A 21,760-nucleotide genomic window follows, 5' to 3' on the forward strand; every position below is an offset into this window, starting at 1 on the left:
TTACCAGGAAGCACACAAGTTAAGTTTTACAAGCATCATGTTGCATTGAGCATTGAATACTTACTTCTTTTAATTCACTAGGTTGCGGTAATAGTGCGTATGTAACTCCACCGACTATCAATGAAGACATCACAGAAGTTGCAATCATCAATAGAATTGGTAATTGGCAGGCTACACTAAAGGCAACACCTACTGTCAACATGATTGCAAAGTTTACAGAAGCAATTTTTAAGAAAGACAGTTGTGCTTTTTCTGTTTTTTCTAGTAATACTTTATTTGCTTTGGTTTTGCTTAATTCACTATTAAGTGTTGTATTTTTACTTTTTGGATCTTGTATTTGTTGTTTTAGTGATTGATTATCTTCACTGAGTTTATCAAGTACTTCTAACCTATTCTCATGTCCAGCTAAGTCACTCTTTAATTTTTCTAGTTCTTTCTCAACATGTTTTAATTCTTTACCTGGCTTTTCTAACTTCCGAATTTGCCTATCTTGCAACTGAATTTGAGGTTGCAGACTTTCTAAAATTTGGTCATTAACTTCATTAGCTGCTCCGTCCTTACTTATTTGAGAGCAGAAAGAAGTATCAAATGTAGCCTCATACTCTAGAACGCTGTCGTCACTACTAAAACTTTCACCAGTAATAGAATGAGAAGCGATTTGCTCACTCTGAATATTATCATTATTGTCTTTCCTTCTTTCATTCCACATTTGTATTTCCACTGCTATTGATTTTTCTCTATCATTTCCTAATCTAGTAATTCCATTCACAAATGAACTGACTCGAGTTATATTATCATTCTGAGATGAGTGGTTACAACTTCCTTCTCCAACTTGGATGTGAAAGCCTCTTATCTTCTTTCGCGAATGATTTTCTTCTGCCTCCTCTAACATTTGTACTATCGCTTCCTTATTTTCTGTATTACCTACCACCTCCCTTGGAGTCTTATTTTTACTTTTTAATGAAGGATTCACTCGATCATCACTTAGTAGTTGTTTTACCATGCTTTCATGTCCACAAGAAGCAGCAATATGCAAAGCAGTTATTCCATCATTTCTAGATCCATCTTTTACTCTAGCGCTAACACTTGCTTTCTTTTTCATTAGAAATTCCGCTATCAAAAGATTGTTGCATGCTGTAGCAAGATGTAACAACGTCCAATCTTCTGAAGCTTCTTCTGAAATTTTTATACTAAATTGATGTTCTTTACTAAAATTTTTACTAAACTTGTTGTACTCTCCTTCATCTTTTCCTTTTAACTCATTCTTTATTTTTTCAAGTAAATTATCTTCATCCAAATCGCTACTTTTACTTACCTCATTTATTATTTCAAAAAACTTCTCCTTCTCTATTGCCATAAACTTTTCCTCTAAATTTATTTTTACAGCCGCATAATCTCACAAAAAAGTTAAATTTATCAAAATTCTATATTTTATATAAAATAAAATTTCCTGTTTCCAAAAATTGGTAAGCATGTTTTTGATGAGATTGTAGAAAACATACTTTTATGAAACCATTTGTTGTACGAACTAACTTGGCGAAAACAGATATTTATATAGTTGTGTGGCAAAATGTTTTGCACTAGTTGTGCTATCTCGTTTTCCGTAATAGTTGAAAAAATTAGTAGAAAATTGTTGTGAGTTTATGTATTTTGAGGCTGTAATGGTCAAAGGTACATGAAGTATGATCAGAGTTAAAGGTGCAAGAGAGCATAATTTGCAGGGTATTGATGTCAATATACCAAAAAATAAGTTAGTTGTTATAACTGGACTAAGTGGTTCTGGTAAGTCTAGCCTCGCATTCGATACTATTTATGCAGAAGGCCAACGCCGATACGTCGAAAGTCTATCGGCTTATGCACGTCAATTTCTTAATATTCAAGATAAACCAGATGTTGAGTCAATCACAGGCCTCTCTCCTGCAATATCAATTAATCAAAAGTCGATCTCAAAAAATCCAAGATCAACCGTTGGAACCGTTACTGAAATTTACTATTATGTACGTTTGATATATGCACGAGTAGGAATACCTTATTCACCTATAACTGGGTTGCCAATAACGAAACAGGCTGTATCTCAAATTGTAGATACTATTATAGCATTACCTTTAGAAACTAAAATATATATACTTGCTCCTATTGTGCGTGGCAGAAAAGGAGAGCACTTTAAAGAGATATTGGAAATTAAAAAGCAGGGTTACGTGAGACTAAAAATAGATGGTGAAACATACAATATAGATGACTTGCCTAAACTCGATAAAAACAAGAAACATGATATTTTTGCTATTGCAGATAGAATATCCATATCAGATGATATAGGAAATCGACTACCAAGCAGTGTAGAATCAGCATTGAGTCTGGGCCATGGCTTAATGTATGCAGAAATAGTGAACTTACCTGATAACCACAATTCCAAGTATAAAAATGGTCAAACTTTAACTTTCTCAGAGAATTTTGCATGTCCTGAGTCTGGCTTTACTCTTGCAGAAATAGAGCCAAGATTGTTTTCTTTTAACAGCCCCTACGGTGCATGCAGTTCATGCAATGGGCTCGGTAAAAAACTAAGTGTTGATGCAAAGCTAATAGTGCCAGATGAAACGCTCTCGATATCTGAAGGTGCTTTAAAGCCAATTGGATCAATATTCCGTCAAGTGCATACAAACTATGGATTGCTAAAAAATGCAATTCTATCACTGGCTGAAAATTGCAAATTTAGCCTTGATGTTCCGTGGAAGAATATAGACCAAAAAGTGAAGGATTTAATACTTTTTGGCTCTAGAGAAATGAAATTTCAAGGTTTGGTCAGTATCCTAGAACGCCAGATGGATTACGATGCATCACTTATTGATAGGTATTGTTCTGTTACTGACTGCAAAGAATGTGCTGGATATAGATTGAGAAAAGAAGCACTTACAGTGAAAATTGACGAAAAACATATAGGTGAAATATCAAGGCTCAGCATCGATGAATCCCTTAAGTGGTTTGGAGATTTATCAGATAAACTTACAGAACAACAAAGGCAAATTTCAAATAAAATATTAAACGAAATAATCAAAAGGCTGACATTTTTAAAGAATGTAGGGCTAAATTACCTTACACTTGACCGTGAATCTAGCACTCTCTCTGGTGGTGAAAGCCAGAGGATTAGGCTTGCTTCGCAAATTGGTTCTGGTTTAACAGGAGTGCTATACGTGCTTGACGAACCCTCAATTGGCCTTCATCAATGTGATAATGATCGATTAATTGCCACACTTAGAAATCTGAGAGACATGGGTAATACTGTGATTGTTGTTGAACATGATGAAGACACAATAATGGCTGCTGATTATGTGATTGATATTGGTCCTGGAGCTGGAGTGAATGGAGGAAAAATCGTTGCAGAAGGAACACCACATCAGGTACAAAAAAATTCAGAGAGCATAACAGGACAGTATTTAAGTGGAAAGAAGGAAATTTCAATTTCAAAAAGAAGAAAGCAAACAACTCAGTTCATAAAGGTAGTTAACGCATGTGAGAATAACTTAAAAAATATAAATGTTGAATTTCCTATAGGGAATCTTATTTGTGTTACTGGAATATCAGGAGGAGGAAAATCAAGTTTAGTAATAGAAACACTATATAAATACTCAGCACAGAAGATAAATCATTCATCTGCAAAGCATGGTAAATGCGATAAAATAGAAGGACTTGAGTATATAGATAAAATTATAGAAGTTGATCAGTCACCAATTGGTAGGACCCCGGCATCAAATCCAGCAACATATGTTGGTGTGTTTACTCACATCAGAAATTGGTTTGCAGGTCTCCCAGAGTCGAAGGCACGAGGTTACAATATAGGACGATTTTCATTTAATACCAAGGGAGGAAGATGTGAAGCTTGTAAAGGTGATGGGCATTTAAAGATCGAGATGCATTTCCTGCCGGACGTTTATGTGAAATGTGAGCAATGTAGAGGACAGAGGTATAACCGAGAAACATTGGAAGTTACTTACAAGGGAAAATCAATTTCTGATGTGCTTGGTATGACAATAGATCAAGCATGTGACTTTTTTGAAAATCTTCCAATTATAAAGGAAAAGTTGACTTCTTTACAGGAAGTAGGGCTTGGTTATATAACGCTTGGACAGTCGTCAACAACGTTGTCCGGGGGTGAAGCACAACGAATAAAGCTGTCTAAGGAACTATCAAAGCGATTTACCGGAAAAACATTGTATATTCTCGATGAGCCAACAACTGGGTTACATTTTGAAGATGTAAATAATTTACTGAAAATACTCCATAGGCTAGTTGATTTAGGAAATACTGTTATAGTTATTGAGCACAATTTACATGTTATAAAAACTGCTGATTACATAATAGATATTGGTCCAGAGGGTGGAGTAAAAGGTGGCGAAGTGGTTGCTGTAGGAACTCCAGAAAAAGTTGCACATACTCCAAAAAGCGTTACAGGCAAGTATCTTAAAACATATTTATTGGATCAAGTATCGACTATTTCTTAATAATTATGTTATGAGGAGCATTTTGAAAGGTATACCTAACATATTTAATTCATGAATCTTGTCTTATTAAAAAAAAGCTACAGATCTCATATTTCCAAACGTATGCGTAAGTTGTGAACGTATAATTGATAAAAGTTATGATTTATGTAGTGAATGCAATAAAAAAATCAATTTTTTAACTAAGCATTACTGTAATGTTTGTGGTATAGTAATTCCAGATAACATTGATACATGTGGTGGACGCATCAGTAACCCTTCACCATTTAAAGTATTAAGACCAGTTTTTGCCTACGATGAACATACCAAAAATATGATTATAAATTTAAATTTTTTGATAACTTAAACTACATGAAAGTCTACGCACAGTAGATGTACAAAGCTAACAAAGACATGTTTCAAAATGCAGAGGTCATAATTCCCATAACGCTACATAAAATACGCTTATTTAAACGTAAATATAATCAAGAAGCATGCTCGCGAGGGAATTAAGTAAGTTATCTTACTTATCTTATACACCATTTGCAATAAAACGTACTCGTCACACTGTACCTCAAGCTGGTCTTTCACTTATTTGCTTTCCCATGTTTATAATTATGCTAATAATAAATATGATAAGATCAATATAAATTTTTACTTCCGTGTTTTTTCTATTGTTGTTTATAATGACTATAGTTACATCACATATTTCTTTCAATTAAATGGATCAGTTATTTATTGCAAATCACTGACTTTTTTAATGGATTCTTTTTCTAAGTAATTTCCAAAGATGTGTTTACTTTTGTTTGTAATTGTGTAGTAACTGCAACGTAAAGTTATAGGAGGTAAAGATGGATTGTGAAAATCTGAAAAAGATATTAAGTGCAATTGATAAAGATGCAAGTGTAAATAAAGATAACGTAATTAATAAAATAAAAGGAGTATTGCGAAGGGAAGATACAATAGCGTATCAAGAGTGGGAAAATAAAAATTTTAGTATAAATCATAGATTCATCCAAAGTGATCCTGATGCCGAATTTACATTATTAATTGCAGCTGCAGCGGCTGGCTGTAAGGATTTAGTGAATGTTTTATTAGATAGGCATGTGGATGTTCATGTAGAAGGTGAAAATAGAGAGACTGCTTTGCAGCATGCCGTTTATAGTCGATGTGTAGGTGTAGTAAATGCTCTACTAAAAACAGGTGCAGATATTAATGTAAAAGACAGAGGTGGTAGTACTCCTTTGCATTATGCTGCTAAAATGGCTATTTAGAGATAGTAGATGCTCTACTATACAGAGGTGCAGATGTTTATGAAAAAGATAGTTTGCAGGAAAATCCTTTGTATTATGCCATTATAAATCACCAAGAAGATACGGTAGAGAGTATAAAAGGGTTTTTAAAAAATAAAGTAGTTCAAGGTAGTGTAGTTGTTGGTGGCTTAGTTGCCATGTTAGGGAATGTTGTAACATCGACGCTTTTTATAACCGAGACAATGGAAATTACATTAACATCTGTCGCGGCAGCAATAGCTGTATCTGCATCAACAGCATTAACATCTGGTTATGCTAAATATCTAATGTCAAAATTCGATAACGAAATAAAAGAAATACAAGAGCGACAAAACGTAATGGAAGGGAGGCAAAGCTTAACAGAAGGATGGCAAAGTGTAGATCTATAAAGCATAAGTATACATAATGCTCTTTCGTAACTTTTTACTTCCACACTTCTTTAGTGTTGCTTATAATAACTATAGATTTAGATCTTAATTAGAGGCTTTAATTACCTACTTTAAGTTGCTGAATTTCTTATCATAGCATCTATCATTCCAGCACCCTAAAATGGAAGAAAAAGAACACTTAATTAAAAATACAACATACCATCTTATATCTTAATACTGCATAATACCTCGATTATAGATTGATTGAGGACACCTTGGTTTATATCTTTAGTTGGTCTTGCTTTATTATGAAAAGCTTGTACTCTTTAAATGTGTTATTTATAAATTCACTGTTTATAAGCTAAAATATGTCTAGTAGATCTAATATACCTTTTTTTATAGCTGGTGCTATTGCTTCTCTTACATTAATTACATCTGTAGTTCCAGCTTTAAATATAGCTCCCCCTGTTATTTTTATTTTATTTGCGCTTTCTGCAGTAGTAATTGTGTTTTCATATAAAATGATTAAACAAAGTAAAAAATCTCAAGAAAACTCGAAAGCTGAAGTCAAAGAGCTAAATAAAGAGTCAAGTAAAGAAGAATTAGAGAATGAAGAGGCTAAAGAAAATAAAAAGAAGCTTAGTGATCTAGAAAAAAAAATCGAGAGAATTTCAGATAGTTTTGTAACGAAAGATAAAGTGGAGGGGTTAGAAAAAGTGGTTGGTGACCTTTCTGCACAGTTAATTAATAGTACTGCAATAGATGAAGTAGAAGAAAAGTTGAGTATGGAATTTTATGCAAAAGGTGAAGAAAGAGGGTGGAACACAACACTTAGTGATATTGTATTATCAAATGACATAAAAGAAAAATTGAAAGGGATTTGTAAGTTACAAGGCAGAGGATATCTCTTGTACGGTCCACCAGGAACTGGTAAGACTAGCATTAGTAAGGCAATTGCAAATCAAACTAAATCTCTGTTTGCGTTTATATATGTTTTTGTATCTTGCTTGTCTAATCAATCAAATATAGATCGGGTTTTTGAGAAAGCAGAGGCAAACAGTCCGTGTATAATTTTTATAGATGAGATTGACGGCATTGGCAAAAAGCGCACTTCCACTGAAAATGCAGGACCTTTAACTCATTTACTCACTAAATTGGATGGAGAGTTTTTATCCTCAAAAAATATAACGGTAGTTGCTGCAACTAATCATAAGAATCATTTAGATCCTGCGCTTATTAGGGGTGGTCGTTTGGAGTGTATTGAGGTTCCTGGGCTGGATAAAGACGATACACGTCAAAAAATATTACAAGAACGGCTCGAAAAATTAAAAGATAGCGATATGAAAATTCTTGTACAGGCTAGTAAGGGATTCGCAATGGCAAATCTGATTTGCTTAATCAATAAAATAAACGAAACTACAGAAAAGGAAGGCGAAATAAAATATTTTCGTACTTTCTGTAAAAATTTCAAAAAGGAGCATAACATAAAAGATGAGCGAGATAAGAAACATAGTAAAGGAAAAACTAAAAACGAGGATATAAGGCTATCATCTGGAAGCTTATCTAGACGTTCATCAGTAAGCTCTTCATTGAGTGATGTATCTTCTCAAGGAAGTAAGCAGGAAATCGAGGAACAAAGAGAATATCGACGCTATGAGCAAACAAGAAAACTGCATGCAATGCTAAGATAGGTAGCAAAAAAGTTATAGCAGCAAAATACAGTGGCTGAGTTTATTCTGACCACTATGGAGCATGTGATCTTATTGCAAGGATTGATGTTAAATATAATATAAGCACACTATATGTAGACAGGGCATATAATCGAAAGAAGTTATACAAACTGTGCGATGAGCTTGACATAAAGAGAAGGATTCCTCCGCAAAATAATGCAATAGAGCATCCAAAGTTGGATTATATGGATGAGAGAAATTCTACAATCAAGCTCATAAAGTCATATGATGAAGATGGTATGAAGAGGTGGAAAAAAGAGATAAATTATGGGAAGAGATCTTATATAGAAAGTTTTTTCTCGCGACTGAAGCAAACATTTGGGTTTAGTTTTAGAAACAAATCTGAGGTTAATCGTGAGAGAGAACTGCTACTCAAGTGTTATTTGCTTAACAAATTTACTGATATAGGCATGGCTAAATTTGAGATAGCTTCATGAATTTATTCCACGTTACCTATTATCCGAAGAGTGATGCAACAAAGCCATCCCAGTGTCAGCTACTTGCATGACATCATTTAGTTGTTTTTTCTCTCGTCTACCTTATTTTACTGCTCTGCTGAACGAATAACACCAATAGTTAATCTCATGCTGAAAGATCATTTTATGGTCCAAGTCAGTTCTTTTGCAGGTCACTTCCAAGCTCATCAAATTTTCTAAGAACTTCTTAAGCTCTGAAAGTTGCAAACTTTTCAAATGAGATTTAAAACTCTGCAATTGTTTGAAGAACAATGGAGGACTCAGCTGGTCAATTGCAGCTTGTTCATTCGTTCCATTTTGTATTAACAGCAAAACGCTTTCTAGCCGTAGAAAATAATTTGATATAATACGGATTAATGCTATCGGTGAAAAATTCTCTTGTAGTATCAATACATCGGAAATTCTGATGAATTGTCCCATGTCTTTACTCACTATTGCAGAGCAGAGATGATCAAGTGTAACATAATCATTGCCGGAGGTCGAAAAGCATAGATCTATATCAGCAAGTTTAAGATCTTTTCTTTTTCCCAGATATAAAACTAATTTTTCAAGCTCTGAATATATAGGTAGTTTGCTATGATTAAAACAAGACTGCAAGTGGTAGATTATCTCACTTGTGCACTCTATATCATTTTGTTTCAAGTAACTTGATATAATATCACAAAGATTACTACCGCTGTCCTTATAGCAGGTAATGACACCTAAAATTTTTGAGCTTTCCATATAACTTTTAGTTGTAGAGCTATATGGAAGATCATTTGCTATCATTACTATATAATGATCGCCTATATTATGATCCAATATGTTTCTTAACTCTTTAGATATACTTCCACTGACATTTATCAGCTTAACTAACCTTTTTTTAGTAAACATCGAAATGTTTGCCAACTCGGAAAATAACAAGCCAGGCGACTTATTCACTACTGCAAAATCCATCACCTGAACTGAATACTCATTCAAGTTGGCAATTATTTCCTCTACAAAAATATCGACCTTGCTATTGTCACCTCCATGAATTAATACACCACTTAAAGTATCGGGTTTCTCAAGGAATTTTTTAACTTTAGATGGCGTGATTCTCATGCCATCTATATTATATTATCACTACTTGGTGGTACATCATTTGATTGCACATCAGTTTCCAACAATTCTGAGCTTTCTTGATTTGCTGTATTCTGCATATCATCAGACACTTCTTTCTTTCCCGTAATATAATTATAAAAATTTTTTATAGGCTGTCCTATATATCTAGAAAAAAATCCTTCGGCCATATCTTTCACTCCACAAATTAACAATTAGCACATAAAAACAACGCAGCAAAAACTACTTTACGCTCAGATATTTACACTCATTTGTTAATGAATTACGAACTTCCGAGACCAAAATTAAGTCGATCTGTTTAACACCAATCTTATAAAATAAGCAATGATTAAATGCACAGCTGCGATAAGTATAATTGCAGGTCCAGTTAATAAGTCAAAACCTGCAGATAATATCAAACCTGATACTCCAGAAATCACAGAAAAAACTGTTGCAACAACAATCATTTGCATTGGAGTTTTTGAAATGAGTCTTGCTGATGCAGCAGGTATTAACAAAAATGCAGCAATGAGTAATATTCCTATTAATTGAGCAGAAATTGCAATAAAGATAGCGAGTATAATCAAGAATTCTAGCCTAACAAAATTAACATTTACTTTCTCAACTGTTGCCAAATCTTGATTAATCGAAATCATCAGCCAATAGCGCCATCTAAATATTAATATCAAAGTAACTATTACAGAGGTTAGAAAAATTGATATTATATCACTTTGGTCAATCATTAATATGTCACCAAAAAGCGAGCTAATAATACTATTATTACCTGATGGAAGAAAAGACATAAGTATTAAACTCAATGATAAAACTACATTGGTAACTATGTTCAATATCGTATCAGCAGAGTATAATTTATTAAAATTAAGAGAAAGTAGTATAGCAAACATAATTGCAATGAGCATTATACTTACCGATGGGCTGATATTAAAGATCAAAGCAAGTGCAATACCAAGCAATGAAGAATGGGACAAACTATCACCCAAATACGATAACCTTTGCCATATCATAAATGACCCTAGAGCTCCTGTGACCAGGCTAATCATAATTACCGCAATTAGACTGTTTATAAAAAAACTCTGTGTAAATATCTCTAGCATGCTATCAGATAACTGACAACAAATCTATCTTCAGATATTAAAACGTTATGAGTTCTGCATGCAGAACCCGTCGTCATAAATTCAAAATTTAAATTCTTTTGCTCCATAAGATAAGATTTCATTGAACAATCGCGTATCTTACCAGTACCTATTATCAAAATCTCCATTTCCTCTGTTAAAAAAGATTTAAAATACTCCTTGTTATTTATATCACCTTCTTTCAATTTAATCACCTTTTCAGGAAAAATTATAATTGAGCCATGATATTCTTGATTATTTACCCAAAATCTTTCTTCCCTATAACCATCTATAAGATTTTTCTTCCTGGAAATTAAGGGCATAAATCAAACCATTAATTGCGTTTCGCACACCCACCATTCTGGATATTCCTTTTTGATATTTGCCGCTGCAGCTTTTGCACTTTCTTCACTATCAAACATTCCAAAACACCCTAAACCACTACCTGACATACGAGAAAGTATAGAGCCTTTTTGTGACTCTAGTGTTGATATTACATTCTGAATTTCAGGTACAAGACTTATTGCTGCTTCTTGCAGATCATTTTTTGTCTCTTTAAGAAGCTCTAACAAATTCTCCTCAGTGTTATCACTCCACTTAATTGGCTGAGAGAAATCCTCTTTATACTTGGAAAATACTTCTGATGTATTCAAAAACTTTTTTTTCGGTTTCACAAGTACCAGACTTGTAGGTAAAGAGCATTGTTTAATAGGGCATAATTCCTCACCAACACCTCTGACAAAAACTGGCTTAATATCTATACTTGCAGGCACATCAGCACCAACGCTTAAAGCTATATCATTTAAAATTTGCCTATCAATGTTCCAAAGCTCTCCCAGCATGCGTATCACAGCTCCAGCATCTGAGGAACCACTACCAAATCCCGCAGCAATTGGTACATTTTTTACAACCTTTACAGTGACTTTAGTGCGTGCAGGAGCGTGCCTAAGCAGTAGACTCACTGCTTTCATTATAGTATTATATCGATAATTTATTCTAAACTCAGAATTTACAAACTCAACTGTAGAGTTATCATGTCTAAAGTTTTTTTCTCCTACTTTTATCTCTAAAAAATTAGAAAGTTTAGCAAAGACAACCAAACTTTCAATTAAATGATAGCCTCTTTCTTCTCTATTTATAACGTGTAAAAAAAGATTGATCTTTGCAGGAGCCTTTACACAAAAACTTTCCATCTGTATATCTTCACTAACACTATCTCATTTACTATACTTGAAATGCCACTTCAGTCAAACTTTATACACTCCTAATGAGATCAAATGCCATAAATCCTAACTTCTCTGTGTGGGTAAGTGCATCAGCTGGTACAGGTAAAACAAAGATCTTAATAGACAGAGTATTAAGACTTCTATTAGAGAATAAGAGAAATATTCTCTGTTTAACATTTACTAATGCTGCAGCAAATGAAATGGAGGATCGCATTTACAGTACACTTAGTAAGTGGGCAATATGTCCAGAGGGTATATTGGTCGCAGATTTAGAACAATTAGCCCAGTGTGTGACCAGAGAAAATAAAGATTATTTAACAAGAGCAAGAAGGCTTTTTTCTGAACTGGAAAATCTTGGTCTTAATATTCAAACTATACACGCCTTTTGTTACAAATTAATCTCCAGCTTTCCTACAGAAGCTGGTATCGCTCCAAATTGTACGTTGAGTAAATGTAAAGAATTGCATTCCATCGTATTTGAAAAAACGCTTCATAATGAAACTGTGCAGGACGATATAAATATCATTGCAGCTGAAATTGATGAAAACAAGCTGAGTGATTTGCTCTATACCCTATGTATAAAGAGATTGGCTCTAGAAAATAATTTAGGGTATATCAAAGATAAACTAAGTGCTCCAGATAAGATTCACGATTTACAGATTGAAACGATTGGGCAGATAAAAAGATTAGCTAAAATATTAAGTGAGGGCAGCAAAAGAGATCAGAGTTACAGTGCGATACTTTATGATTGGTGTAATAGCAGAAAATCGTCCGTACCAAATGTTGTCATCCCAGTACTTGACACTGGGATCCAGAAAAAAAGAAATATAGATCCCAGTGTCAAGTACTGGGATGACAACAAGATAGAGAACTTAGCTAAAGTATTTCTCAAATCAGAATCGTACGAAAAAAAGAGCATATCATCCATTATAACAAAGGGTACTTTGGAAAAATTTGAAGACGTAGAGCAAATGATAGAAAGCATTCAAAATGCATTGTTTACCCATGTAAAGGATATAAATTCTTATCAAATATTCACAAGAACCAGTAGTTTAATTAGTATATTTAAAGTATATATTGATCTATATACTAATGAAAAATCAAAGAATGCACTGCTTGATTATGATGATATAATCAATTTAGCAACAAATCTCCTTAGCAATCCAGGCTATAAAGATTGGATATTGTTTAATCTAGATCAAAAAATAGACCACATTCTTGTTGACGAGGCACAAGACAATAGTATCAGTCAATGGAAAATTATAACAAATCTCTGCAATGAATTTTTTACCGGTAGTGACGAAAAGAGAACTTTATTCGTTGTTGGCGATGTAAAACAATCAATTTACAGATTTCAAGGAGCAAATCCCCATCTATTTAATTACATGCAGCAATATTTTCACACGAAAAACGGTGGCAGAGATTGGGTATCATGTCAACTTGAAAAGTCATTTCGCTCAACTCCAGAAGTTTTGATGCTTGTAGACAGAATATTTAACAATTTTCGTGAAGAAATATCTTTCAATGATAACAAGATAAAACATATTCCATATAGAGAAAACGATCAAGGATACATTGAAATTTGGCCGTTACTGCCAGGATATGAAGAGGGAGAGCAGCAAGCCTTACAAATTCATTTAACACAGAGGAAAGATTATGTAGTAAAGGATCGATTGCTTGCTCAGGCAATAGCCCACAGAATTCACAATTGGTTAAACGAAGGGCGGATTTTAGTCGCCAAAGATCGCCATATAGAACCAAGGGACATTATGATTTTGGTACGGCAACGAAATGCTCTAGTTGACTACATAACAAGTGAACTCAAAAAAGTAAATGTACCAGTTATAGGCCGAGATTATTTTAGAATCATGGATTATATAGCTGTGCAAGACTTAATAGCTTTAGCTGAATTTTTGCTCCTCCAGGCAAATGATCTTGCTCTTGCAAATGTTTTAAAATCACCGCTATTTAACTTCACTGAGGATGATTTATTCAATATTGCATACGATCGTAAAGAACAGTCGTTGTGGGAAAAACTTCGAGATTATCAGGAGATTATCTCTAATGAATTAAACTATCTAATTAATTTATCTCAGACAGAATCCCCCCTTACACTATTCACGCATATATTGCGCACAGGCAAGAAGAAATTTGCTGCAAGGCTAGGTCTTGAGTGCTTCGAGATTCTAGACGAATTAATTTATGAACCTCGTATTGCAATTTGAGCACCCATCTCTTCAAGCATTTGTTCAGTGGATCAAAGAAAATAATCCTGAGATTGAAAACGATATGCAATCAGAACTCAATGCTGTACGAATAATGACAATTCATAAATCAAAAGGTCTACAAGCTCCAATAGTGTTTTTAGTTGACACAAATACAGTACCAAGAAACAGCGAAAATATTTTATTTGATGCAACGGAAGCACCTTTTTGGTGTGGCAAAAATAGTAATGCTTATTGTAATCAAGTAAAGAGAAAAAACTAGAGGATTATAACGAATATTTGCGTTTGCTGTACGTGGCACTTACGCGTGCTGAAGATGAGTTATACATTTTAGGCAAAGAGCCAGTGCAAAAGGGTTCTTGGTATGATCTAGTTATTCAACATGGAGCATTATATGAGAGGAAAAAACTATACTTACAGCCGATATTTAAAGAAAAAGTTAAAGTGCTATGCATGAATGCAAACTACCCTTCTATTTATAAAAAACGTGATTATTTTGATGTTCCAGTGATTTCACCTCCATCAAACCTATCAATGTCATTGCAGCACGTGACGCTGGAACCTGGAGAAAAAAAGCCATTGTTAAGCACTGGAATGACAAAAAGGAGCATTGGGACGACAGACAGCTATGCAAGAGGCTTAATAATTCACAGTATATTGCAATATATACCCAAGATAGAGAAAGACAGGAGAAAAAATTGGGTCAGGAAATATCTTGATAGCATAAACACTAGTGAAGATAAGGATGAAATTTACAGTAAAATATTAACCTTTAATGAAAAATATGATTACCTGTTCGACTTGGAGGGTAAATCAGAAATTCTACTTAGTGGAATAATTGACGGAAGACCAGTATTAGTGCGGCTAGACAGACTGTGCGTAACAGAAGACAAAGCAATCATAATTGACTATAAATCACACTATAATGTTTCTATTTCCTCATCAAATGAAATAAAAAAGCAAATGTTGATCTATAAAACCTTAGTGCAAGAAGTCTACCCAGATAAGAAGGTAGAGTGCTTGGTTATTTGGATGGAAGATTTAACCTTACAATCTTTGATCTAAACTCAAATGTTCGTATAGTAGCTACTTGTATTTGTTGTAAACTCACTTTTACTCTATAGTTATCTTTTTACTACCTTATCTATTTTCTGAACTGATTTTCGTATTAGAAAACATCCAATAAGAAGAATTATAAAAGGAATAAACCATAAAATGTAGGTACTAGATTTTACAGGTGGTACAATGATAATTGAATCTCCATAAGAATTTTTTAACTCTGAAACTATTTGCTCGTTAGTATATCCATCACTGATCTTCTTGCGAATTGTCTTACGCATACCATATGCAACTTGAGACTCAGATTCGGATAATAATTCACCAGAGCATACTGGACACTTTATTACTGCAAATAAGCTACTTGCTCGCTCTTCCATGCTTTCGTCTCTTAGTTTATCATCCAAAGTAAAAGCATTTATGCTTAAATGGAATATCAATGTAAAAAGTAAGCTAATTACTATTCTCATTCTTGGTGAATTGAGTGATAAAATCAGTAGTGGATAATTTTCCAATAAAGCCTGAACCTATATTATTGTCGTACTTTATTGAAAATTGAATGTCGTTATTAGTGATTTTTTCTGATAAGGAAGATATTGATTTTTCCAATTTATCTGCAGTCTTTGAATCATTAGTCACAAAGGAAATTAATTCTTTATAATTTGATATGGCTACATTGATTTTATCTTCAAATGAAGATGTAACTAAATTGTAATTACTTACCCCACCATTCGCAGCAATAGAAAAGTTATTACTCTCAATCAAAAATTTTTCTATGTTGAAATTAATCTTAGAAGCTGAAATATGGTTTACAAATTCACAATCTAATTTAGCGTCGACACTAAGGTAATTTTGAGGACTTGCAGTATGTTTATAACGGTAAGTATAAAAATCAAATTCTAGTTTAGTATTTTCATTCAGTTCTTTATCAAAGTGAAATTGAATGTAATTACTTTTATCATTCACTTCAGTTATAACACTTTGCTGATCTTCTAAAATATCACATTTTAATCCATAATCTTCGTAACGAAATGTATCTATGTAGTCTATCACAGTGCTATTTCTGTTGAATTTTAATGAAGATAGTAAATCATTTAGTTTAACAACAAAGTGGCTACTTACGTGTGTGTGACACTTTATATTCTTTTTCTCATCACTAAGGACAGCAATGTTTACTTTATTGCTTGGTATATAGATATATACTGACTTATCAAATAATCTATTTTTTATCATTAAAGCTTCAGATGAAACAGTTAATTTCTCATTAGAAAATTTTGGATTCGTTACACGAAAAACTAGGTTAAAAGGAAACCCCTTAAAATCATGTGAAATATCAACTTTTTCGTCATTAATGTAATCAGTTAAAAGACTTTTTACCTTAAATGCAGAAAAATACCAAAAACCACTATACGCTAGAGGAATAAACAAAGGTAAGGAGATGAGAATATAGATAAAAATTTTACGCATTATCCTCTTATTTATCTAATGATATATTTCTTGTACCTCTGGGCACGGTTATGCACAAACCGTCAATATCTTTTGTGATTTTTATTTGGCATCCAAGCCTCGATGTCTCTGTTAAACCGAAAGCTAGATCCAGCATGTCATTCTCCTCATCAGATATAGGATTATGTGTTTCTACAACATCATAAAATTTTGGATCAACAATCACATGACATGTAGAGCAAGCAAGAGAACCTTCACATGCACCTTCAAGCAGATCTGGATCACTTCTATGGGCTAAATTAAGAAGAGTTTCTCCCTCTGTAGCTTCATAACTTTTCTTACTTCCATCAGGTAAAACAAAAGTAATTGATGGCATACTATTAAAATCTCTACTAATTTCTCTATATTCTACAAATAATAACTAATATTTGCAAACTCTTTGTAATTACATTGCCTATCTCTTGTAATCTGTATTCCTATTAGGATCTATATTTACTATCATATCTCATATAGTATTTCCTATTGCATTTATAATAAATAACAAGTTCGTAAAGATCATTTGGTAGAGCAAAAAAAACTCAAAACCCTTTATGAATTTGTATGTTCCCAGTATTCCTGAATTATTAATACCAAATCTCTATAATGATACTCTCAAACCATATGTCTGTTAGTACTATGCAAGAAAGCCATCCATGGTTAGCATAACTTACACAAAGCTACAGAAAGAGTTGTGGTATATTTATGGTAGTTGAGAAGCTAAAGCGGATGACGTCTGCCATTAATAACTATTTCACTTATTGCAACTGCTGCAAAAACAAAACAGTAATATACTTTTGTCAGTACAGCAATAGGTGAAAGAGAAGCAATGCTGCTTGCTAGCAATATTTGAGAACCATAAGGTAAGATACTTTTTGTGATCGCAGTAAATATTTCTAATAAATACGCACTACGATGTGGTGCAATGTTATATCTTTGTGCAAGTCTTTTCGCAATATTACTAGTTAATAAAATAGCAACAACATTGCTGGAAACTAAAATAGTAAACATACATGATATTCCTGCAATCATAAGTTCAGCTTGAATCCTTGTGAGATTCACCTCATCGGTGAATTTATCTATCTTTTTCTGACTGTATTCGTACATTAAGTGGCTTAATCCACTACTGAAAAGAATAAATATCATTATCTCATTCATCTTATTAAAACCCCTACATATATCATGAGAATAATCAATAGTAGAATAATCAAAAAAAGCTATTCCTAATATTCCAGCAACAACCATATTAACAGCTAATGTTACCAGTGTGTTTATTTCAAATAAACCCATAATTATTAAAGATATATAAGGGATAATTTTGACTATGGATAAATAATTCAGACTTGAGATAGAAACAACTTCTGTACTATTTGAAATTATTACTAGATAAGTAAGTATTATAAGACCTGTAACAGATCCTGTCTTGAAAGTGAGTTTTATTTTATCCTTTACCGAAGCTCCTTGTGAAGAAGTGGAAGCAATAGTGGTGTCAGATATCATTGAAAGGTTGCTGCCAAACATAGACCCACCTATCACAGCTCCAACGCCCACCGCACAATCAAAAGCTCCATTTTCTGCTAGATTCACAGCTATTGGCGTTATAAGTGCAATAACTCCAATTGATGTGCCTATTGCACTTGCAATAAACGCAGAAATTAAAAACATTCCAGGAAGTAATAATTGTGCTGGAAGAAAGCAAATAGTTAAGCTAGCAATAACATTTATACTACCAAGCGATTGAGTAACAGTAGAAAATGCCCCAGCAAGGAGAAAAATCAAACAAACGGTAAGAGTAGTTTTATTCCCCATACCTTTTATAAGAGTATCAACGCTATGCTGAATTTTGTTTTTATTGAATAGAATAGCAAAAAATAATGCTGGTAATAAGCAAACTAACGGTGAAATTTGATGAAGAGGATTGTCAAGTCCTATAAAGGAAAAATAAGTACCAATACCAAGATATAAGGTTAAAAAAATAATGAGAGGGAGAAATGCAAACACTTGTCGTAATTAAATAAATAGAAAATATACTAGAATAAGCTATTTTAAGCAACTACTAATACAGTATTTTTCTAATAGTTTTGAACATCTTAAGCCATCTACCTTTGAATAAATTCCATTTGCATTTCTTGTATACTATCCTCTATTTGCTTTATTTGTTCTATTAGCCTTTCCTCTAAGTCAAAATTACCGCCCAGCCTTGCTTTAATTTTTTCTTCTTGTAATACATTTAATTCTTTCCGTAATACTATGTTATTCCAGACAGTTTCTGCCGATCTCTTTTCACTTAATTGACTATTTAGTACGCTAGTTTTTTCAAATATAAACTTTATAACACTAGACTCCTGTAGCAGAATTTCTTTATTAAAGTTGCTCTCATTAGTTACCATATTAATTACGCACTGTTGTAATTTTTTCATCTCATTAGTAAATTCGAAATGAGAAAATTGCTCAAAAAATATAGGACGGTTCAAGATTTCAGGAAATTCTAAGGCTATACGCAAAATTATGGCCTGATTTTGCTCTGCTTCAATTAGCTCTGGAGATTTATTGTAAAGATACTCACCTTTTGTTGCTTTGCTATTAAAAATCAGCTTTTTAAAGTTTCTTCTTAATTCACTGACCTTATTGTAAAAATAATCTCTATAATACCTTCTAATACTGCTGTTAACGATAGCATTGACATATTTCATGAACTTGTGCTCAAGAATTGAATATTTTTCCGGAGCAAATTTTTCATAATTTTGCAAATTTCTACCAATTATGTGATGCCATAAATATTCAGAGTGCAGTTCTGTTGAGCGGTTAAAAGCTGATAGTACATCTTCCGTCTTATATTCTAGTTCATTGCATATATCGTACGGGTCCTTGTTGCTTGGCAAAGTCACGAACTTCAATGTGTATCCAGGCTCCAGTATCGGTAGAACAAGTTCTGCAATTCGAATAGCAGCATGAAATCCAGGACTATCGCCATCCATACAGATAGAAATTTCTTTAGCAAATCTCCATAGATTTTTTATCTGCTCTGCAGAAATTGCGGTACCAAGCGGAGCAACTGTATTGCTAATTCCCGCTTGATGTAGTGCTATCACATCCATATATCCTTCAACAACAAATAGATACTGTTTTTTGCGTATTTCACTCAAAGCAAAGTTTAATCCATATAAATTTTCTCTTTTCTTAAAGAGCTGACTCTCTGGGCTATTTAAATATTTTGGTTGTTGATCAGAACTCAACGCACGTCCACCAAAGCCAATAACTTTTCCTGCAATGTTCTGTATAGGAAACATGAGTCGATCATAGAAATAATCACGAGAATTTCTATTTATCAACCCAACATTAGCCAAAATTTTGTCTTCAATACCTGAAGAGTTCAAATATTCTCTCAAACCAGAGCTTGGTGCATAACCTATTCTAAATTTATCTATGATTTTGAGTAAAATCTTGCGTTGCTTTAAATAATCTACAACTCCCTGATTTTTTTGTGTAAACCAATTTGCAGCTAAATTCAGTGCTGAAAATAGTTTGTCATTTTCTTTAGAAAAGCTGAGGTTTTTGGGTAACTCAACACCTGCAACAGATGCCAATTTTTCCAACGCTTCCTTGAAACTTAAGCCCTCAGTTTGTGAAATAAATTCAAACGCATCACCATGAGCTGAGCAACCGAAACAGTAATATAAGCCCTTAACATTGCTGACCGAAAAAGATGGAGTTTTTTCGTTATGAAATGGGCAGAGTCCAACAAAACTATCTCCTCTTTTTATTAACCTAACTTTTTTTCCTACTATGTCGGACAACAATAGTTTTGACTTTATAATATCTATATGATCCATTTTACCGAATTAGTAGTGGTAGGATAAAAATTATATAGAATTTATGCATATCTGACTCGAAATTTATTCAGAAAGATCAGGAGAGCTTGACAAAAAGCTCAAAATAAATTACCCATATAAATACCCTTAAGTTGCAATTTCTTATATGTCAGGTGTGATATCAGTTGCTTCAGACCACGCAGGTTATAAATTAAAATCAGAAATAAAGGCTTACTTGGAAACTTTAGATTATACAGTGATAGACCGTGGATGCACTGCTGAACAAAAGAGTGTAGACTACCCTGACTATGCTGCTGAAGTTGTAGAAGATATAACAAACAAAAAAGCAAATTATGGAATATTAATTTGCGGTACAGGTTTGGGCATGAGTACTGTGGCAAATCGTTTTGAAGGAATCTACGCTGCTTTATGTAATAGTGTTGAGATCGCAAAATTAGCTCGCGAGCATGGCAACGCAAATATACTTTGTCTTGGTGCAGGGTTTACTGCGAGTGGATTAGCAAAAGACATAGTCAAACAATTCCTCGAAACAGAATTTTCCAAAGAAAGTAGACATAAAGAACGCCTTGATAAACTTAGCAATATTAGCAAGAAAAAAACCACAAAAACTTATAACGAAGATGAAATATCAAAGTTCTCTAAAATAGCAGGTGAATGGTGGAATGAGAATGGCAAATTCAAGCCATTGCACATGATGAATCCTGCGAGAGTATCATACATCGTTAAGAAAACAAAAGAATTAAAAAAATGCGATTTAAAAGAACTTTCATTGCTCGATGTTGGTTGTGGTGGTGGCATTTTGTCAGAGTCAATGGCGCGTATTGGTATTAGCGTTGCGGGAATAGATGTATGTGAGGAAAACATAAAAGTGGCGCAGTCGCATGCGAAGAAAGTAGGGTTAAATATAGAATACACACACACTAGCATTGAAGAGTTAAGCAATGACAAGAAGTATGACGTGGTTTTGTTGATGGAAGTGGTTGAACATGTCGATAATTTAGAGTTTTTCATGAAAAAAGCAATAGAGCTGTTGAAGCCAGAAGGGCTAATTTTTATATCGACGATAAATAGAACTATTAAATCCTTCTGTCTTGCAATAGTCGGCGCAGAGTACATATTAAACTGGCTGCCAAAAGGCACACATAATTGGAATAAATTTCTCAAGCCATCAGAAATTGCAAATCATCTAAGGGAAAACAATGTAACACTACAAGATATGATTGGTATGGAATATAATGTAATAAAGCGTGAATGGAACTTGACCGAAGGTGTGGATGTTAATTATATACTCTGTGGAAAAGTTGTAATTTGAAATCTCATTCAAGTACTAGAAGGTAATGCAAACATTTTAGGCAGTTTTACTTTACTTGGCAGCTAATTTATCATA

Annotated in this window: 16 protein-coding genes and 4 pseudogenes; 9 read left to right on the forward strand and 11 right to left on the reverse strand. The window is 33.5% G+C overall.

The window, feature by feature from the left end:
- Positions 1 to 19: 19 nt before the first annotated feature.
- The gene (locus tag wTKK_RS00980) at positions 20 to 1,357 is read right to left on the reverse strand and encodes an ankyrin repeat domain-containing protein (RefSeq protein WP_407511591.1); all 1,338 of its coding nucleotides are present in this window, start codon (positions 1,355 to 1,357) and stop codon (positions 20 to 22) included.
- 325 nt (positions 1,358 to 1,682) lie between these two features.
- Between wTKK_RS00980 and uvrA the strand changes: the two genes are divergently transcribed.
- The 7 genes and pseudogenes from uvrA to wTKK_RS01015 all read left to right on the forward strand — a co-directional run bounded on the left by uvrA (position 1,683) and on the right by wTKK_RS01015 (position 8,299).
- Positions 1,683 to 4,496 carry an excinuclease ABC subunit UvrA gene (gene uvrA, locus wTKK_RS00985; protein ID WP_407511592.1) on the forward strand — a complete coding sequence of 938 codons (2,814 nt, stop codon included), beginning with the start codon at positions 1,683 to 1,685 and terminating at the stop codon, positions 4,494 to 4,496.
- A gap of 51 nt (positions 4,497 to 4,547) precedes the next feature.
- Positions 4,548 to 5,065, forward strand: a pseudogene (locus wTKK_RS00990) (ComF family protein); the annotation flags it as partial.
- Positions 5,066 to 5,323: 258 nt separating this feature from the next.
- Positions 5,324 to 5,746 carry an ankyrin repeat domain-containing protein gene (locus wTKK_RS00995; RefSeq protein WP_407511593.1) on the forward strand — a complete coding sequence of 141 codons (423 nt, stop codon included), beginning with the start codon at positions 5,324 to 5,326 and terminating at the stop codon, positions 5,744 to 5,746.
- A 2-nt stretch (positions 5,747 to 5,748) separates the two neighbouring features.
- Positions 5,749 to 5,799, forward strand: a pseudogene (locus tag wTKK_RS01000) (hypothetical protein); the annotation flags it as partial.
- Positions 5,800 to 6,153, forward strand: coding sequence for a hypothetical protein (locus wTKK_RS01005; RefSeq protein ID WP_407511594.1), 354 nt, complete (start codon positions 5,800 to 5,802; stop codon positions 6,151 to 6,153).
- A gap of 347 nt (positions 6,154 to 6,500) precedes the next feature.
- Positions 6,501 to 7,823, forward strand: coding sequence for an AAA family ATPase (locus wTKK_RS01010; protein ID WP_407511595.1), 1,323 nt, complete (start codon positions 6,501 to 6,503; stop codon positions 7,821 to 7,823).
- 98 nt (positions 7,824 to 7,921) lie between these two features.
- Positions 7,922 to 8,299: a transposase gene (locus wTKK_RS01015; protein WP_458695409.1), complete on the forward strand. Its 378-nt coding sequence runs from the start codon at positions 7,922 to 7,924 to the stop codon at positions 8,297 to 8,299.
- A gap of 102 nt (positions 8,300 to 8,401) precedes the next feature.
- Here wTKK_RS01015 and holA read toward each other — a convergent pair whose 3' ends face one another.
- From holA to wTKK_RS01040, 5 genes are all read right to left on the reverse strand, one after another.
- Positions 8,402 to 9,421 carry a DNA polymerase III subunit delta gene (gene holA / locus wTKK_RS01020; protein ID WP_407511596.1) on the reverse strand — a complete coding sequence of 340 codons (1,020 nt, stop codon included), beginning with the start codon at positions 9,419 to 9,421 and terminating at the stop codon, positions 8,402 to 8,404.
- Between the two features lie 5 nt (positions 9,422 to 9,426).
- Positions 9,427 to 9,609: a hypothetical protein gene (locus wTKK_RS01025; RefSeq protein ID WP_407511597.1), complete on the reverse strand. Its 183-nt coding sequence runs from the start codon at positions 9,607 to 9,609 to the stop codon at positions 9,427 to 9,429.
- Between the two features lie 114 nt (positions 9,610 to 9,723).
- Positions 9,724 to 10,533: a metal ABC transporter permease gene (locus tag wTKK_RS01030; RefSeq protein WP_407511598.1), complete on the reverse strand. Its 810-nt coding sequence runs from the start codon at positions 10,531 to 10,533 to the stop codon at positions 9,724 to 9,726.
- Positions 10,527 to 10,874 (reverse strand): Mth938-like domain-containing protein, encoded by a 348-nt coding sequence (locus wTKK_RS01035; RefSeq protein ID WP_407511599.1) that lies wholly within the window; start codon positions 10,872 to 10,874, stop codon positions 10,527 to 10,529. The genes wTKK_RS01030 and wTKK_RS01035 overlap by 7 nt, the downstream gene beginning before the upstream one ends.
- Positions 10,875 to 10,877: 3 nt before the next feature.
- Positions 10,878 to 11,744: a 4-(cytidine 5'-diphospho)-2-C-methyl-D-erythritol kinase gene (locus wTKK_RS01040; protein WP_407511600.1), complete on the reverse strand. Its 867-nt coding sequence runs from the start codon at positions 11,742 to 11,744 to the stop codon at positions 10,878 to 10,880.
- Positions 11,745 to 11,818: 74 nt separating this feature from the next.
- Between wTKK_RS01040 and wTKK_RS01045 the strand changes: the two are divergent.
- Positions 11,819 to 15,067 (forward strand): annotated as a pseudogene (locus wTKK_RS01045) (UvrD-helicase domain-containing protein).
- A gap of 59 nt (positions 15,068 to 15,126) precedes the next feature.
- On the opposite strand, the gene wTKK_RS01050 reads toward wTKK_RS01045, so the two are convergent.
- The 5 genes and pseudogenes from wTKK_RS01050 to dnaG all read right to left on the reverse strand — a co-directional run bounded on the left by wTKK_RS01050 (position 15,127) and on the right by dnaG (position 20,373).
- Positions 15,127 to 15,528, reverse strand: a complete 402-nt coding sequence (locus wTKK_RS01050; RefSeq protein ID WP_010401557.1) for a cytochrome c-type biogenesis protein — start codon at positions 15,526 to 15,528, stop codon at positions 15,127 to 15,129.
- Positions 15,512 to 16,525, reverse strand: a complete 1,014-nt coding sequence (locus wTKK_RS01055; protein WP_407511601.1) for a hypothetical protein — start codon at positions 16,523 to 16,525, stop codon at positions 15,512 to 15,514. Before wTKK_RS01055 ends, wTKK_RS01050 begins: the two co-directional genes overlap by 17 nt.
- 7 nt (positions 16,526 to 16,532) lie before the next feature.
- A complete protein-coding gene (locus tag wTKK_RS01060) occupies positions 16,533 to 16,880 on the reverse strand; it encodes a ferredoxin family 2Fe-2S iron-sulfur cluster binding protein (RefSeq protein ID WP_407511602.1) in 348 nt (115 codons plus the stop codon).
- 363 nt (positions 16,881 to 17,243) lie between these two features.
- Positions 17,244 to 18,541 (reverse strand): annotated as a pseudogene (locus wTKK_RS01065) (Na+/H+ antiporter NhaC family protein).
- Between the two features lie 98 nt (positions 18,542 to 18,639).
- Positions 18,640 to 20,373, reverse strand: coding sequence for a DNA primase (gene dnaG / locus wTKK_RS01070; RefSeq protein ID WP_407511603.1), 1,734 nt, complete (start codon positions 20,371 to 20,373; stop codon positions 18,640 to 18,642).
- Positions 20,374 to 20,518: 145 nt separating this feature from the next.
- Between dnaG and ubiG the strand changes: the two genes are divergently transcribed.
- Positions 20,519 to 21,685, forward strand: a complete 1,167-nt coding sequence (gene ubiG / locus wTKK_RS01075; RefSeq protein ID WP_407511604.1) for a bifunctional 2-polyprenyl-6-hydroxyphenol methylase/3-demethylubiquinol 3-O-methyltransferase UbiG — start codon at positions 20,519 to 20,521, stop codon at positions 21,683 to 21,685.
- The last annotated feature ends 75 nt before the right edge of the window (positions 21,686 to 21,760 follow it).

The organism is Wolbachia endosymbiont of Trichogramma kaykai (assembly GCF_045765165.1).
Classification (GTDB): Bacteria; Pseudomonadota; Alphaproteobacteria; order Rickettsiales; family Anaplasmataceae; genus Wolbachia.

Coding starts and splice junctions, on each gene's coding strand:
- wTKK_RS01050 (WP_010401557.1), bottom strand. CDS start 15,528: ATGAGAATAGTAATTAGCTTACTTTTTACATTGATATTCCATTTAAGC.
- uvrA (WP_407511592.1), top strand. CDS start 1,683: ATGATCAGAGTTAAAGGTGCAAGAGAGCATAATTTGCAGGGTATTGAT.
- holA (WP_407511596.1), bottom strand. CDS start 9,421: ATGAGAATCACGCCATCTAAAGTTAAAAAATTCCTTGAGAAACCCGAT.
- wTKK_RS01030 (WP_407511598.1), bottom strand. CDS start 10,533: ATGCTAGAGATATTTACACAGAGTTTTTTTATAAACAGTCTAATTGCG.
- wTKK_RS01040 (WP_407511600.1), bottom strand. CDS start 11,744: ATGGAAAGTTTTTGTGTAAAGGCTCCTGCAAAGATCAATCTTTTTTTA.
- wTKK_RS00980 (WP_407511591.1), bottom strand. CDS start 1,357: ATGGCAATAGAGAAGGAGAAGTTTTTTGAAATAATAAATGAGGTAAGT.
- ubiG (WP_407511604.1), top strand. CDS start 20,519: ATGTCAGGTGTGATATCAGTTGCTTCAGACCACGCAGGTTATAAATTA.
- wTKK_RS01035 (WP_407511599.1), bottom strand. CDS start 10,874: ATGCCCTTAATTTCCAGGAAGAAAAATCTTATAGATGGTTATAGGGAA.
- wTKK_RS01010 (WP_407511595.1), top strand. CDS start 6,501: ATGTCTAGTAGATCTAATATACCTTTTTTTATAGCTGGTGCTATTGCT.
- wTKK_RS01055 (WP_407511601.1), bottom strand. CDS start 16,525: ATGCGTAAAATTTTTATCTATATTCTCATCTCCTTACCTTTGTTTATT.
- wTKK_RS01060 (WP_407511602.1), bottom strand. CDS start 16,880: ATGCCATCAATTACTTTTGTTTTACCTGATGGAAGTAAGAAAAGTTAT.
- wTKK_RS00995 (WP_407511593.1), top strand. CDS start 5,324: ATGGATTGTGAAAATCTGAAAAAGATATTAAGTGCAATTGATAAAGAT.
- wTKK_RS01025 (WP_407511597.1), bottom strand. CDS start 9,609: ATGGCCGAAGGATTTTTTTCTAGATATATAGGACAGCCTATAAAAAAT.
- dnaG (WP_407511603.1), bottom strand. CDS start 20,373: ATGGATCATATAGATATTATAAAGTCAAAACTATTGTTGTCCGACATA.